This is a genomic window from Streptomyces sp. NPDC102278 (assembly GCF_044766345.1).
In the GTDB taxonomy this organism is placed as follows: Bacteria; Actinomycetota; Actinomycetes; order Streptomycetales; family Streptomycetaceae; genus Streptomyces.
The window spans coordinates 13,828-27,926 of the sequence record NZ_JBIWLV010000015.1; the positions used below are offsets into that span (position 1 = coordinate 13,828).

13 protein-coding genes are annotated in these 14,099 nt (G+C 73.3%); 8 read left to right on the forward strand and 5 right to left on the reverse strand.

Going from position 1 to position 14,099, the window contains the following annotated elements; all coding sequences use genetic code 11:
- Positions 1 to 25: 25 nt before the first annotated feature.
- The 4 genes from rimO (at position 26) to ACIRO3_RS28905 (ending at position 3,234) form a co-directional block, all read left to right on the forward strand.
- Positions 26 to 1,516: a 30S ribosomal protein S12 methylthiotransferase RimO gene (gene rimO, locus ACIRO3_RS28890; RefSeq protein WP_361773596.1), complete on the forward strand. Its 1,491-nt coding sequence runs from the start codon at positions 26 to 28 to the stop codon at positions 1,514 to 1,516.
- The gene (gene pgsA, locus ACIRO3_RS28895; protein ID WP_361773593.1) at positions 1,513 to 2,181 is read left to right on the forward strand and encodes a CDP-diacylglycerol--glycerol-3-phosphate 3-phosphatidyltransferase; all 669 of its coding nucleotides are present in this window, start codon (positions 1,513 to 1,515) and stop codon (positions 2,179 to 2,181) included. Before rimO ends, pgsA begins: the two co-directional genes overlap by 4 nt.
- 23 nt (positions 2,182 to 2,204) lie before the next feature.
- Positions 2,205 to 2,747: a CinA family protein gene (locus tag ACIRO3_RS28900; protein WP_404141780.1), complete on the forward strand. Its 543-nt coding sequence runs from the start codon at positions 2,205 to 2,207 to the stop codon at positions 2,745 to 2,747.
- A 109-nt stretch (positions 2,748 to 2,856) separates the two neighbouring features.
- Positions 2,857 to 3,234 (forward strand): helix-turn-helix transcriptional regulator, encoded by a 378-nt coding sequence (locus ACIRO3_RS28905; protein ID WP_361773590.1) that lies wholly within the window; start codon positions 2,857 to 2,859, stop codon positions 3,232 to 3,234.
- Positions 3,235 to 3,652: 418 nt separating this feature from the next.
- Here the strand turns inward: ACIRO3_RS28905 and ACIRO3_RS28910 are convergent, their stop codons facing one another.
- The 4 genes from ACIRO3_RS28910 to ACIRO3_RS28925 form a co-directional block, all read right to left on the reverse strand.
- A complete protein-coding gene (locus ACIRO3_RS28910; RefSeq protein WP_361773584.1) occupies positions 3,653 to 4,417 on the reverse strand; it encodes an SDR family NAD(P)-dependent oxidoreductase in 765 nt (254 codons plus the stop codon).
- A gap of 36 nt (positions 4,418 to 4,453) precedes the next feature.
- The gene (locus tag ACIRO3_RS28915; RefSeq protein ID WP_404141651.1) at positions 4,454 to 5,278 is read right to left on the reverse strand and encodes an Fpg/Nei family DNA glycosylase; all 825 of its coding nucleotides are present in this window, start codon (positions 5,276 to 5,278) and stop codon (positions 4,454 to 4,456) included.
- Between the two features lie 92 nt (positions 5,279 to 5,370).
- Positions 5,371 to 6,048, reverse strand: coding sequence for a hypothetical protein (locus ACIRO3_RS28920; protein ID WP_404141653.1), 678 nt, complete (start codon positions 6,046 to 6,048; stop codon positions 5,371 to 5,373).
- 173 nt (positions 6,049 to 6,221) lie between these two features.
- The gene (locus tag ACIRO3_RS28925; RefSeq protein WP_404141655.1) at positions 6,222 to 10,814 is read right to left on the reverse strand and encodes an ATP-dependent helicase; all 4,593 of its coding nucleotides are present in this window, start codon (positions 10,812 to 10,814) and stop codon (positions 6,222 to 6,224) included.
- 80 nt (positions 10,815 to 10,894) lie between these two features.
- Here ACIRO3_RS28925 and ACIRO3_RS28930 point away from each other — a divergent pair, with 80 nt between their 5' ends.
- Genes ACIRO3_RS28930 through ACIRO3_RS28940 form a run of 3 tightly spaced genes read left to right on the forward strand, consistent with a single transcriptional unit; the run spans position 10,895 to position 12,792 of the window.
- Positions 10,895 to 11,761 carry an AraC family transcriptional regulator gene (locus ACIRO3_RS28930; protein ID WP_404141656.1) on the forward strand — a complete coding sequence of 289 codons (867 nt, stop codon included), beginning with the start codon at positions 10,895 to 10,897 and terminating at the stop codon, positions 11,759 to 11,761.
- A 24-nt stretch (positions 11,762 to 11,785) separates the two neighbouring features.
- A complete protein-coding gene (locus ACIRO3_RS28935; RefSeq protein WP_404141658.1) occupies positions 11,786 to 12,487 on the forward strand; it encodes an AzlC family ABC transporter permease in 702 nt (233 codons plus the stop codon).
- Positions 12,484 to 12,792 carry an AzlD domain-containing protein gene (locus ACIRO3_RS28940; RefSeq protein ID WP_404141660.1) on the forward strand — a complete coding sequence of 103 codons (309 nt, stop codon included), beginning with the start codon at positions 12,484 to 12,486 and terminating at the stop codon, positions 12,790 to 12,792. The genes ACIRO3_RS28935 and ACIRO3_RS28940 overlap by 4 nt, the downstream gene beginning before the upstream one ends.
- Here the strand turns inward: ACIRO3_RS28940 and ACIRO3_RS28945 are convergent.
- A complete protein-coding gene (locus ACIRO3_RS28945; protein WP_404141662.1) occupies positions 12,761 to 13,768 on the reverse strand; it encodes a hypothetical protein in 1,008 nt (335 codons plus the stop codon). The two genes, ACIRO3_RS28940 and ACIRO3_RS28945, sit on opposite strands and share 32 nt — an antisense overlap.
- 80 nt (positions 13,769 to 13,848) lie before the next feature.
- Here ACIRO3_RS28945 and ACIRO3_RS28950 point away from each other — a divergent pair, with 80 nt between their 5' ends.
- The gene (locus ACIRO3_RS28950) at positions 13,849 to 14,043 is read left to right on the forward strand and encodes a DUF3046 domain-containing protein (protein WP_053682254.1); all 195 of its coding nucleotides are present in this window, start codon (positions 13,849 to 13,851) and stop codon (positions 14,041 to 14,043) included.
- Positions 14,044 to 14,099 lie beyond the last annotated feature (56 nt).

The window sequence follows — 14,099 nt, forward strand, 5'->3', positions numbered from 1 at the left end:
GCCGGGACGAAGTAGTCTTGAGTCCATGCCCGAACGCCGTACCGTCGCCCTTGTCACTCTTGGCTGCGCCCGTAACGAGGTGGACTCGGAGGAGCTCGCAGGCCGCTTGGCGGCGGATGGCTGGGAGCTCGTCGAGGACGCCGCCGACGCGGACGTTGCCGTCGTCAACACCTGCGGCTTCGTCGAAGCCGCCAAAAAGGACTCCGTAGACGCCCTGCTGGAAGCCAACGATCTCAAGGATCACGGCAAGACGCAGGCCGTCGTCGCCGTCGGCTGTATGGCCGAGCGCTACGGCAAGGAACTCGCCGAAGCGCTCCCCGAGGCCGATGGCGTGCTCGGATTCGACGACTACGCCGACATCTCCGACCGCCTCCAGACCATCCTCAACGGCGGCATCCACGCCTCCCACACCCCCCGTGACCGGCGCAAGCTGCTGCCGATCAGCCCTGCGGCCCGTCAGGACGCGGAGGTGGCCCTGCCCGGCCACGCGCAGGAGCCGATCGCCGAGGCGCCCGCCGACCTGCCCGACGGGCTCGCGCCCGCCTCGGGACCGCGCGCACCGCTGCGCCGCCGCCTCGACAAGAGCCCCGTGGCCTCGGTCAAGCTGGCCTCCGGCTGCGACCGGCGCTGCTCCTTCTGCGCCATCCCGTCCTTCCGCGGCTCCTTCATCTCGCGCCGTCCCAGCGACGTGCTGGGCGAGACCCGCTGGCTCGCGGAACAGGGCGTCAAGGAGATCATGCTGGTCTCCGAGAACAACACCTCGTACGGCAAGGACCTGGGCGACATCCGCCTCCTGGAGACCCTGCTGCCCGAGCTGGCCGAGGTGGACGGCATCGAGCGCGTCCGCGTCAGCTACCTCCAGCCCGCCGAGATGCGGCCCGGGCTGATCGACGTACTCACCTCGACCCCCAAGGTCGTCCCGTACTTCGACCTGTCCTTCCAGCACTCGGCCCCCGACGTGCTGCGCGCCATGCGCCGCTTCGGTGACACCGACCGGTTCCTGGAGCTGCTCGACACCATCCGCTCCAAGGCCCCGCAGGCCGGCGTCCGGTCCAACTTCATCGTCGGGTTCCCCGGCGAGAAGGAGTCGGACTTCAAGGAGCTGGAGCGTTTCCTCACCCACGCGAGGCTCGACGCGATCGGCGTGTTCGGCTACTCGGACGAGGACGGCACCGAGGCCGTCACGTACGACGGCAAGCTGGACGAGGACACCATCGCGCAGCGGCTCGCACACATGCAGCGGCTGGCCGAGGAGCTGACCTCGCAGCGCGCGGAGGAGCGGATCGGCGAGACCCTGGAGGTCCTCGTGGAGTCCGTCGAGTCCGTCGACGAGGACGGCGAGGGCGCCTACGGACGCGCCGCCCACCAGGCTCCCGAAACGGACGGCCAGGTCGTCTTCACGGACGGCACGGGTCTGGTCCCCGGGCGTATCGTCACGGCAAAGGTGGTCGGCACCCTCGGTGTCGACCTGGTCGCGGAGCCCCTGGGCCTGGATCTTGAGGAGGCGGCCGGATGACCGGAGTCCCGGCATCTGCGGCGGGCGGGACCGGCCGCCGGCCGGCACCCGGCGCGAAGGTCGGGGCTGCGGCCGTCCACCAGGCCGGCCTGTGGAACATCGCCAACATCCTGACGATGATCCGGCTCGTGCTCGTGCCGGGATTCGTCCTGCTGCTGCTCGCCGACGGGGGTTACGACCCCGTCTGGCGGGCGTGGGCGTGGGCGGCGTTCGCCGTCGCCATGATCACGGACATCTTCGACGGGCATCTCGCCCGGACGTACAACCTGGTCACGGATTTCGGAAAGATCGCCGACCCCATCGCCGACAAGGCGATCATGGGGTCGGCGCTGATCTGTCTCTCCTGGCTCGGTGACCTGCCCTGGTGGGTCACGGGGGTCATCCTCGGGCGGGAGCTCGGGATCACGCTGATGCGCTTCTGGGTGATCCGCTACGGGGTCATCCCGGCGAGCCGGGGCGGCAAGATGAAGACCCTGGCGCAGGGGACGGCCGTGGGCATGTACGTCCTCGCGCTGACCGGACCGCTGGCCACGCTGCGGTTCTGGGTGATGGCGGTGGCCGTGGTGCTGACCGTCGTCACCGGTCTGGACTACATCCGGCAGGCGGTCGTGCTGCGCCGCAAGGGCCTCGCTGCGGAACTGGCCGTGGAGCGGGCCGCGAGGTGACGGACACCCCGAGTGATCTTCCGGTGACCGGTGGGGCGGCGGAAGCCGGCGCCGACGCCGTCGAGGTGGCCGGAGAGGTACTGCGACTGCTCGCGGAGAGTGACCAGAGCCTCGCCGTCGCCGAATCGCTCACCGGTGGCATGGTCGCCGCGGTGATCACCTCCGTTCCGGGCGCCTCGAAAGCCTTCCGCGGCTCGGTCACCGCGTACGCGACCGAGCTCAAGCACCGGGTCCTCGGGGTGAACGCCGAGCTGCTGGCGGCCGAAGGCGCGGTGAACGCCCAGGTGGCGCTGGAGATGGCCGCCGGCGTCCGGCGGGTCATGGGGGCGTCGTGGGGGATCGCGACGACCGGAGTGGCCGGCCCGGACCCGCAGGACGGGCAGCCGGTGGGAACGGTTTTCATCGCCGTGGTGGGCCCCCGGGGCAGGAAAACGGCCCGGCTGTGGTTGAACGGCTCCCGTACGGAAATCCGTAGGGAGAGTGCACGGACAGTGCTCGAACTTCTCTCCAGCGAACTCCGCGAGAATCTGCGGGGGCAGGATACGGAACAGAACGGGGGGATTTGATGTTTGCAGCCCTGAGTGAACACGACATAGCTCCCCGCACGGCCGCGGCGCGAGGCGGTACGGTGGGGCGTGAAGGTTACGGCTACACGGTCAGAGGAGGGAGCCACCGATGATTCTGCTTCGTCGCCTGCTGGGTGACGTGCTGCGTCGGCAGCGCCAGCGCCAGGGCCGTACTCTGCGCGAGGTCTCCTCGTCCGCCCGAGTTTCGCTCGGCTATCTCTCCGAGGTGGAGCGGGGGCAGAAGGAGGCATCCTCCGAGCTGCTCTCCGCGATCTGCGACGCGCTTGACGTACGGATGTCCGAGCTGATGCGCGAAGTCAGCGACGAACTGTCGCTGGCGGAACTCGCGCAGTCGGCGGCAAGCGAACCGGTGCCGGCACCGGTGCGCCCGATGCTCAATGCGGTCTCCGTGACCTCGGTCGCGGGAACCACGGAACGGGTGACCATCAAGGCCCCCGTGGAAGCGGTGAACGTCGTAGCCGCGTGAGCCCAAGCGTGTGAGTGTGGCTGGAGCCCCGGTCGGTGCGAGATGCATCGGGTGGGGTTCCTTGCTGTGTCCGCGGGGGTGTGCCGCCCGGTCGTTCTGGGTGCGGTGGGCGAGGGGGTGCGGGAGGATGGGCGCGTCCGGATCCCCGCCTCCCGGGAGGCAGCCGTGCGGCGGCTACTGATACCCCTTGCGCTGACCGTGGGCGTGCTGTGGTGGTGGGCCGTGCTGCGGCTGGCCCTGGCACCCGCGGAGACCGGACCCGTGGAGGGTGCGGTGGCGGTCGGCGGATGGGGGCTGGGGCTGCTGCCGGTGCACTGCGTCCCGCGGCCCGAGCGGGGGCGCAGGAAGGGGGAACCGGGGCACGGGGGAAACGTCGCACCGGTCGTCACGACGTCGGCGACGTCCTCCGGTCCGAGGTCTACCAGGGCATCGACACTCCACCGTTCGGGCGAAGAATCTGGCCCGTCATGAAGGACGAGGCGTCCGAGGCGAGGTAGAGCACCGCCTGCGCGATGTCCTCGGGCTCGCCGACCCGGCGCAGCGGGGACATCCTGACCATCATCGCCTCGGTCTGCTCCTGTGCCTCGGCGCCGTGGCGGCCGGTCATGGGGGTGCGGATCCATCCGGGCGCGACGGCGTTGACGCGGATGCCGTGCGGGCCCGTCTCGGTGGCCAGGGTCTTGGTCAGCTGGACCACGGCGGCCTTGGCGGCGCTGTAGCAGAGCAGACCGGGCTGGGCCGCGTCCACGGCGCCGGAGGCCATGGTGACGATCGACCCGGGGCGGCCTGCGGCGATCATGGCGCGGGCGGACTCCTGGCAGGTGCGCAGGACTCCCTTGAAATTGATGTCCAGGACCCGGTCGAGGTCCTCGTCGGTGGTCTCCAGGACGCTGCTGGTGTGCATGATCCCGGCGATGGCGGCCGTGATGTCGAGCGGACCCGCCGCCGCGACGGCCGCCCGGAGCGCGGTGCGGTCCGTGACGTCGAGGGCGTGGACGACGGCCCGCCCGCCCGCCTCGGCCACCAGGTCGGCGGTCTCCCGGAGGCCGTGCGCGTCGCGGTCCGCGCAGTGCACGGCCGCGCCGGCCTCGGCGAGGAGCACGGCGGTGGCGCGGCCGATGCCGCTCGCGGCGCCGGTGATCAGCGCGGTGCGGCCGGTGAGGTCGTACGAGGCTGTGGGCATGCCGGGACGGTACGACCGAAGCTGACGGACCGTCAACTAGGGGGTCGGGCCGGATTGGCAGCTCGGACACCAGTAGGTGGGCCGGTCGTCCTGGCGGGCCTCGCGGATCGGGGTACCGCAGCGCAGGCAGGGGCGGCGGGCCCGGCCGTAGACGAACAGGTCCTGGCCCGGGCGGTGGCTGCCGGTGGTGTTGCGGTGGGCGCCGTGGCCGGCGCGTTCGCCGACGTTGGCGCGCAGGAGCCGGTGGGCGGCGCCGGCGAGGCGGACGGTCGTGACCTCGGTGTCGGGAAGGTCGCCCACCGGGGTCCAGGGGGTGACCTGGGCCAGGAAGCAGAGTTCGGACTTGTAGATGTTGCCGATGCCGGCCAGGTTGCGTTGGTCCAGGAGGGCCTCGCCGAGGGGGCGGTCGGGGGCGGCGAGGAGGTTCGTGGCGGCCCGGGCGGGGTCCCAGTCCGGGCCGAGGAGGTCGGGGCCGAGGTGGCCGACGACGCGGTCCTCGTCGGCGGTACGGATCAGTTCCACGACGGGGAGGCGGTAGCCGACGGCGGTGGAGTCGGCGGTGCCGAGGACGACGCGGACCTCGTGGACGGGGCCGCCGTGCCACTTCGCGGCCGCGGGAAAGACGTGCCAGGCGCCGTCCATGCGCAGGTGGGTGTGCAGGGTGAGGCCGTCGTCCCCGTCGCCCCCCTCGAAGCGGGCGAGGAGGTGCTTGCCGCGGGGGGTGACGTCGAGGGTGGTGCGGCCCGTGAGGTCGGCGGTGGCGAAGCGGGGGACGCGCAGGTCGGAGCGGGTGAGCCGCTTCCCGGCCAGGGCCTCGTGGAGGCGGGCCGCCGCGCGCCAGACGCTGTCTCCTTCGGGCATGGCCCCATTGTCGACCTCCGAGCGGGTTCCCCGCACCCACCCCGGCGTACGGCGAGCCCCCGCGGCCGTGCGCCGCGGGGGCCGGGGTGGGGCTACTTCCAGGTGAGGCCCTTCTTGTCGTTCAGGGAGTTGTAGGGGTCGCCCCAGTACTCGGCGCCTGCCACCTTGGTCTGTGCCGACGGGGCCAGGGCGACGGCGCAACCGGCCTGCGACTTGCCGTTGGTGAAGTCGCGCGGCAGCGCGTCGTCATCGCACTTCTCGAACGTGCCGATGATCGAGAGCCCCTGGGCCTCGCTGCCGTCCGGCAGGAGGCCCTTGATGTGGCTGACGGAGGTGTGCGACAGATCGGTGGTGCCGACGTTCTTGACCGAGTAGCGGATGTAGTACGGAACCATCCCCTTGACCTTGTCGCCGAGCTTGAGCGGGGCGAGGTCGGCGGCCTGGCCCTGCTCGATGCCGGTGACGGTGAGGGCGATGGTGCCGCCCTTGTCCGTGCCGTAGCTGAACGGCACGGTGGCCGCCTCGCCGATCTTGAAGCTCTGGCCGGACTTGGCGGTGCCCGCGGTCCCCGGGGCCGGTGCGCCGCCGCCGGTCGACGGGGTGGCGCTCGGCTCGGGCTGTACGGACTGGGAGGGCTGTGTGGCGGACGGGGAGGCCGGCAGTGCCGGGGACTGGTCCTCGTTGCCGTTCTTGCAGCCGGTCAGGGCCAGGCCGACGACGGCCAGGCCGATGAAGCCGACCGCGGTACCGCGCGTGCCTATGGTGCTCACTGTTCTCGTCCCCCATGGAATGTGCGACGGGTGTCTGGATGTGGAAGGCGTCGCTCCGAGCGCGATGCCTTATGCGATCTTGATAACGCACAAAAGGCCGCGACTTCCAGGCCAGAGCCACCTCGTGACGTGTTCAATACAAAAGCCGCACACTTGGGACCCGTTCGTGGAGGTCAGTTCCGCAACCGCAGCCCCCGAGGGGTGGCGTGGAAGCCGGCCGCCTCCAGAGCCGGCCCCAGGGGCGAGGTCAGGGCCGCGGCGGCGTTGATCCGCTCCACCGTCAGATCGGGAACGGTGCCCGCGCGCGAGGCCGCGACGAGCGCGGCCGTCGCCGCCGCGAGGCGCGGATCCTCCGCCGGGGGCCAGGCCAGCAGGGTCTTGCCGCCGCGCTCCAGGTACAGGGTGAGTTCACCGTCGACCAGGACCACCAGCGAGCCCGCCTTGCGGCCCGGTTTGTGGGTGGCGTCGGCCGGGGGCTCCGGCCAGGGCAGGGCCGCGCCGTACGCGTTCGCCGGGTCGGCCGCGGCCAGGACCACCGCCGCCAGGGGAGGCGGGGTGCGCTCGGCCGCCCGCAGTCTGTCCACGGCGCCGTCCATCGCGAACTGGGCCGCACCCAGACCCTCGACCACGTACCCCCGGCGGGCCTGACCGCTGTCCTCGAAGGCCGACAGGACGCGGTAGACCGCGCTGAAGCCGCCCTGCACCCCCTCGGCCGCGACCGCGCCCCGGGTCACCACCCCGTGCCGGTCCAGCAGGGTGCGGGCCAGTGCGTGGGCCCGGTGGGTGGGGTCCGGGGCGTGGGTCGGAAGGAGGGACCAGCGGCCGGAGACGGTGGGGGGACCCGTACGGGACACGGTGGCGCCGAGGGTGCCGTAGCGGCCGCGCGGGACGGTGCGCCTGGCCCGATGGGCGGTGGCGCCCGCCGTGCGACCCGAACCCAACAGGGACCGCAGCGGGGCCAGGGTGTCGTTGGTCAGCCGGCCCGACCAGGCCAGGTCCCACACGGCGGAGGACAGCTCGGCGTCCGAGACCGCGGGGTGCCCGGCCCGCACGGCGTCGGTGAGCTGGCGGAAGAACAGGCCGTACCCGCCGGAGAGGGCGTCCAGGACGGCCTGGTGGATCGGGCTCGTCTCCAATGGATGGGCCGGCGGGAGGAGCAGGGGCGCCGTTTCCGCGAGGTAGAGGGATACCCAGCCGTCCTTGCCGGGCAGCGCTCCGGCCCCGGCCCAGATCACCTCGCCGGTGGTGGTCAGCTCGTCCAGCAGGGTCGGGGAGTAGCCCGCGACCCGGGAGGGCAGGATCAGGCGCTCCAGCGCGGAGGCGGGCACCGGGGCGCCCTGGAGCTGTTCGACCGCCCGGGCCAGGCCGTCGATCCCGCGCAGGGTCCCGCCCAGGTGCTGCCACTGCGGCAGGAAGGTGGCCAGCGCCGTCGGCGGTACGGGCTCCAACTCCTGCCGGAGCGCGGCCAGCGAGCGGCGGCGCAGCCGGCGCAGCACGGCCGCGTCGCACCACTCCTGACCGATGCCGGCCGGATGGAACTCGCCCTGGACCACCCGGCCCGACGCGGCGAGCCGGTGCAGCGCGCCGTCGGTGACCGCCCCGCCCAGGCCGAGGCGGGACGCGGCCGCGGCCGTGGTGAACGGTCCGTGGGTGCGGGCGTAGCGGGCCAGCAGATCGCCGAGCGGGTCCTTGACCGGTTCGGTGAACGCCTCGGGGACCCCGACCGGGAGCGCGGTGCCCAGGGCGTCGCGGAGCCGGCCGGCGTCCTCGATGGCCGCCCAGTGTGCGGCTCCGCCGATCCGTACCCGGATGGCCCGGCGGGCGGCCGCGAGTTCACCGGCCCAGGACGCCTCGGCCCCGCGCTCGACCAGTTCGGCGTCGGTCAGCGGGCCCAGCATGCGCAACAGGTCGGCCACCGACTCGACGTCCTTGGCCCGCCGGTCCTCGGTGAGCCACTGGAGCTCCCGCTCCAACTCCTCCAGCACCGAGGCGTCGAGCAGCTCGCGCAGCTCCGCCTGGCCGAGGAGTTCGGCGAGCAGGCGGGAGTCCAGCGAGAGCGCGGCCGCCCTGCGCTCGGCCAGCGGGGAGTCGCCCTCGTACAGGAACTGGGCGACGTAGCCGAACAGGAGGGAACGCGCGAACGGCGAGGGCTCGGCCGTGGTGACCTCGACCAGACGGACCCGGCGCGCCTCGATGTCCCCCATCAACTCGGTCAGACCGGGCACGTCGAAGACGTCCTGGAGGCATTCCCGTACGGCTTCCAGCACGATCGGGAAGGAGCCGAACTCCGAGGCCACCTGGAGGAGTTGTGAGGCGCGCTGGCGCTGCTGCCACAGCGGGGTGCGCTTGCCCGGATTGCGGCGCGGCAACAGCAGGGCGCGGGCGGCGCACTCGCGGAACCGGGAGGCGAACAGGGCCGAGCCGCCCACCTGGTCGGTGACGATCTGGTTGATGTCGCCGTGGTCGAAGGCGACGTCGGCGGCGCCCAGCGGGGCCTTCTCGTCGTCGAACTCGAAGGCCTGGACGGCCTGCGCGGGATCGTGGTCCAACAGGTCCATGCCCAGCAGGTCGGCGTCCGGCAGGCGCAGCACGATCCCGTCGTCGGCGTGCATGACCTGCGCGTCCATGCCGTACCGCTCGGCGAGGCGGGCGCCGAGGGCGAGCGCCCACGGGGCGTGCACCTGGGCGCCGAAGGGGGAGTGGACCACCACCCGCCAGTCCCCGAGCTCGTCACGGAACCGCTCGACCACGATGGTCCGGTCGTCGGGCACGTGGCCGCAGGCCTCACGCTGCTCGGAGAGGTACGCGAGGACGTTGTCCGAGGCCCAGGCGTCCAGGCCGGCCGCCGACAGGCGCAGCCGGGCGTCGTCGTCGCTCAGCGCCCCCAGCTCGCGCAGGAACGCGCCGACGGCGCGGCCCAGTTCGAGGGGGCGGCCCAGCTGGTCGCCCTTCCAGAACGGCAGCCGCCCCGGGACCCCCGGGGCGGGCGACACCAGGACCCGGTCCCGGGTGATGTCCTCGATGCGCCAGGAGCTGGTGCCCAGGGTGAAGACGTCCCCTACGCGCGATTCGTAGACCATCTCCTCGTCGAGTTCACCGACCCGGCCGCCGCCCTTCTTCGGGTCCGCGCCCGCGAGGAAGACGCCGAACAGTCCTCGGTCCGGGATCGTGCCGCCGGAGGTGACCGCCAGACGCTGGGCGCCCGGCCGGCCGGTGATCGTCCCGGCGACCCGGTCCCACACCACACGCGGTCGCAGTTCGGCGAACGCGTCCGACGGATAGCGGCCCGCCAGCATGTCCAGGACCGACGTGAACGCCGAGTCGGGCAGCGCGGCGAAGGGCGCGGCCCGCCGCACCAGGGCCAGCAGGTCGTCCAGTTGCCAGGTGTCCATGGCCGTCATCGCCACCAGCTGTTGCGCCAGGACGTCGAGTGGATTGGACGGGACGCGCAGTGCCTCGATCGCACCGGTGCGCATGCGTTCGGTGACGACCGCCGACTGCACCAGGTCCCCCCGGTACTTGGGGAAGACCACACCGGTGGAGACCGCGCCCACCTGGTGTCCGGCGCGCCCCACGCGCTGGAGCCCGGAAGCCACCGAGGGCGGGGACTCGACCTGCACCACCAGGTCCACCGCGCCCATGTCGATGCCCAGCTCCAGACTGGACGTGGCGACCACGGCCGGCAGCCGGCCCGCCTTGAGGTCCTCCTCGACCAGCGCCCGCTGCTCCTTCGACACCGAGCCGTGGTGCGCGCGGGCCAGCACCGGCGGGGCGCCCCGCGCGGCCCCCGACTGGGCCATGATCTCGGCCGGCGGGGCGTCCTCGGGCATCTTCTCGCCCGTGGCGCGCTCGTACGCGATCTCGTTGAGGCGGTTGCAGAGGCGCTCGGCGAGCCGGCGGGAGTTGGCGAACACGATCGTCGAGCGGTGCGCCTGGACGAGGTCCGCGATCCGCTCCTCCACATGCGGCCAGATGGACGGCTTGTCGCCGCCGTCCTTGCCCTCGGACGCGGGCGAGCCCCCCAACTCGCCCATGTCCTGGACGGGGACGACCACCGAAAGGTCGAACTCCTTCGTCGAGGGCGGCTGGACGATCTCCACCTTGCCGCGCGGCGCCAGATACCGGGCCACCTCGTCCACCGGACGGACCGTCGCCGACAGGCCGATCCTGCGGGCCGGACGCGGCAGCAGCTCGTCAAGCCGCTCCAGGGACAGGGCGAGGTGGGCGCCGCGCTTGGTCCCCGCGACGGCGTGCACCTCGTCCAGGATCACCGTCTCCACGCCGGCCAGGGCGTCCCGGGCGGCCGAGGTCAGCATCAGGAACAGGGACTCGGGGGTGGTGATCAGGATGTCCGGCGGCCGGGTCACCAGGGACCGGCGCTCGGCGGGCGGGGTGTCACCGGACCGGATGCCGACCCGGATGTCCGGCTCCGGCAGCCCCAGCCGGACGGACTCCTGCCGGATGCCGGTCAGCGGGCTGCGCAGATTGCGCTCCACGTCGACGGCCAGGGCCTTCAGCGGCGACACGTACAGGACCCGGCAGCGCTTCTTCGGCTCGGCGGGCGGCGGAACGGACGCCAGCCGGTCCAGGGCGGCCAGGAAGGCCGCCAGGGTCTTCCCGGAGCCGGTGGGCGCCACGACGAGCACGTCCGATCCCGCCCCGATGGCCCGCCAGGCACCCTCCTGCGCGGCCGTGGGCGCGTCGAAGGCCCCCGTGAACCACGAGCGGGTCGCGGATGAGAACGAGTCGAGCGCGCTACCGGACATGCCCCCATCGTGCACCCGGCCACTGACAACCGGCCGGACCTGCGCAAACGCGCCGCGGCCGAGGGGCGCAGAATGGGGGGATGGGCACGGACGAAGGCCGCCGGGAATGGGCGCGACACTGGCAGCACGCGGAGCTGCCGGGCCTGGACCTGCTGCGCGCGCACTACGTCCGGCACACCTTCCCGCGCCACGCGCACGACGGGTACGTCATCGCGGCCGTCACCGGCGGCATCGAGGAGATCGGCCTGCCCGGCACCACCCTGCGCGCCGGCCCGGGCAGCGTGGTCCTGATCAACCCCGAGGTCCCGCACACCGCCCGCGCCGGCGTCCCCGAGGGCTGGGCCTACGCCACCCTCTACCCGTCCCGGGAACTGATCACCGAGGTCGCCGCCGAGATCGGCACCCTGCGCGGAACCCCGGGCTTCACGGCCGACATGGTCGCCGATCCGCACACCTCCCGGGTGATCACCGAGGTGCACCGGGCCGCCGAGGCCGGCAACGCGCTGGCCGCCGACACCCTGCTGCGGAGCGCGGTCGCGCGGATGCTGACCCGGCACGCCGGACCGTTGCCGGTGCGCGAGACGCGCCGGGCGGGTGCCTCGGACGCCGAGCGGGCCCGGATCGCCCTGGAGGACCGGATGGCCGAGCCGCCCTCGCTGGAGCAGCTCGCCACGGAACTGGGCACCAGCCCGTTCGCCCTGCTGCGGGCTTTCCGGGAGCGGTACGGGATGCCGCCGCACACCTGGCTCACCGATGCCCGGGTCCGCCGGGCGCGCCGGCTGCTGGACGCGGGCACCGCGCCGGCCGAGGCGGCCGTCGTCGTGGGCTTCACCGACCAGCCGCACCTGAACCGCCACTTCACCCGGATCGTCGGGGTGCCCCCGGGCGCGTACCGGCGGGAGCGGGCCGCAAGAACGTACAAGACCGGGCCGCCCCCGCACGCCTAGGTTCGCGGGGTGGGAGAACATCTGATGGTGATACGAGAGGCCCCCGACGAGGGGGTCGCCGACAAGCCGCGGGCCGCCGTGATCCGGGACGCGCTCGGGGTCGGCGTGGCCGTCGGGCTGTCCGGGTTCGCGTTCGGGGTGACCGCGGCCGGAGCGGGCGTGAGCGTGCTCCAGGCCTGTGTGCTGAGCCTGCTGGTGTTCACCGGGGCCTCGCAGTTCGCGCTGGTCGGGGCACTGGCGGCGGGCGGGAACCCGTTCACCGCCGCCGCCGGGGCCTTCTTCCTCGGCACCCGCAACGCCTTCTACGGGCTGCGACTGTCCCAGTTGCTGGCCCTCCCCAGGGCGGTACGGCCCTTCGCCGCGCACTGGGTGATCGACGAGACCACCGCCGTGGCCCTGGCCCAGCCCGACCGGAAGTCGGCCCGGCTCGGCTTCACCGTGACCGGGCTGACCCTCTACGCGCTGTGGAACCTGACCACGCTGCTGGGCGCCCTCGGCGCCGAGGCCATCGGGGACACCCGGGTGTGGGGGCTGGACGCCGCCGGGCCCGCCGTGTTCCTGGCCCTGCTCGCGCCGATGCTGAAGACCTCCACCGAGCGGGCCGTGGCCGCCCTCGCCGTGGTGCTCGGGCTGGGCCTGTTGCCCGTGCTGCCCTCCGGGGTGCCCGTGCTGGCCGCGGCGCTGGCCGCGCCGATCGTGCTGTGGATGAAGGGACGCCGCTCGTGAACGTCTGGATCGCCATCGCGGTGACCATCGTCGGCTGCTACGCGGTCAAGCTCGCCGGACTGCTCGTCCCCGCCGAAGCCCTGGAACGGCCCGCGGTGCGCCAACTCGCCGCCCTGCTGCCCGTCGCCCTGCTCGCCGCGCTCACCGCCCAGCAGACCTTCAGCACCGGGCACGAACTGGTGCTGGACGCCCGGGCCGCCGGCCTGGCCGCCGCCGGGATCGCCCTGCTGCTGCGCGCCCCGTTCCTGGTGGTGGTCGGGGTCGCGGTGGCCGTCACCGCGGGACTGCGGGCCCTGACCGGGTGACCGGAGCGGTGACCTGCGCGGTGACCGGCGTGAGCGGGCGACCGTACGCGCGCAGGGTCAGCAGCGCCTCCACCGTGGCGATCGGCCGCCGCTCCAGGGAACTGCCCGGCGCCCACGCCCTGCGACGCACCGGCCAGCCGCCGTCCGCCTGCTGCTCGGCCGCGAGGAAGTCCAGGGCGCGCTCCATCTCCGCGTCGGTGAACCACCCGCGCGCCAGCGACTCGGGGCGGCGCGCGAAGTCGTACGGGAACAGCCGCTCGCCCGGCGCGTAGCCCGCGGCCGGCGGCCGCTCGTCGCGGCGCTCCGGATCCAGCACGACGAACCCCCGCTCCCGCACCAGCCGCCCGAGCCGGTCCGCGGCCGCCGCCGCGCGCCCCCGGTCGGGCGCCCCGTCGAGGAAGGCCACCGCGCTCTGGATCTCGTACGGATGCGAGTGGCGCAGGGTCTCGACCCGGTCCCAACAGAAGTCCGTGGCCCGGAACAGCCAGGCGTGCCAGACCCGGTTGCGGTGGAGGAGGCCGACGATCGGCCCGGTGGTCAACAGCTCGCTCGGGGGATCGTCGCGCACCGGGTGGTAGGGGGCCGCCGGATAGTCGCGCGGGGCCGGGAAGACCAGGGGCAGGGCGCCCTCCGGGGTGGAGACCAGGGTGAGGTGGCGGCAGAGCCGTTCGATGCGCCGACCCGTGCAGCGGCCCAGGGCGTCGAGGACGCGCAGGGCGTGCGCGGTGTGCAGGGGCTGGCTCAGCGGGCCGCGCAGATCCGGGTCCAGCGCGTGTCCGTAGCCCCCGTCGGCGCCCAGGTACGCGCCGAGGGCGGCGTCCACCGCGTCGGCGTCCCCGCCGAGGAAGTGGAACGCGAACCGGCGCTGCTCCAGGACCCGGGCGGTGAGCCAGATGAACTGCTCGGCCCGGGCCAGCGGGGCGGCCGGGGCCGGTGAGGCCGCCGGGGCCGGCGAGGAAGCTTCGTCTCCGGGCATGCGTGAAACCGTAGGGCGCACGGATGCGGCGACGGGCACGAACGCGGTCGGTGCACTCTCCGGGGCGCGATACTGGTGGCATGCGGTTGACGATTTTCTGGGAACGGATGGCCGAGCACTTCGGCGCGGGCTACGCGGATTCCTTCGCGCGGGACCACGTCATGACCGAACTCGGCGGGCGCACCGTCCACCAGGCCCTCGACGCCGGCTGGGAGGCCAAGGACGTGTGGCGCGCGGTGTGCGCGGCGATGGACGTACCGGCCTCGCTGCGCTGAGCCCGCCGCCCGTTTCCTCGGCGGCGCCGCAGGTGGGACACACTGGGCGGCGTGGC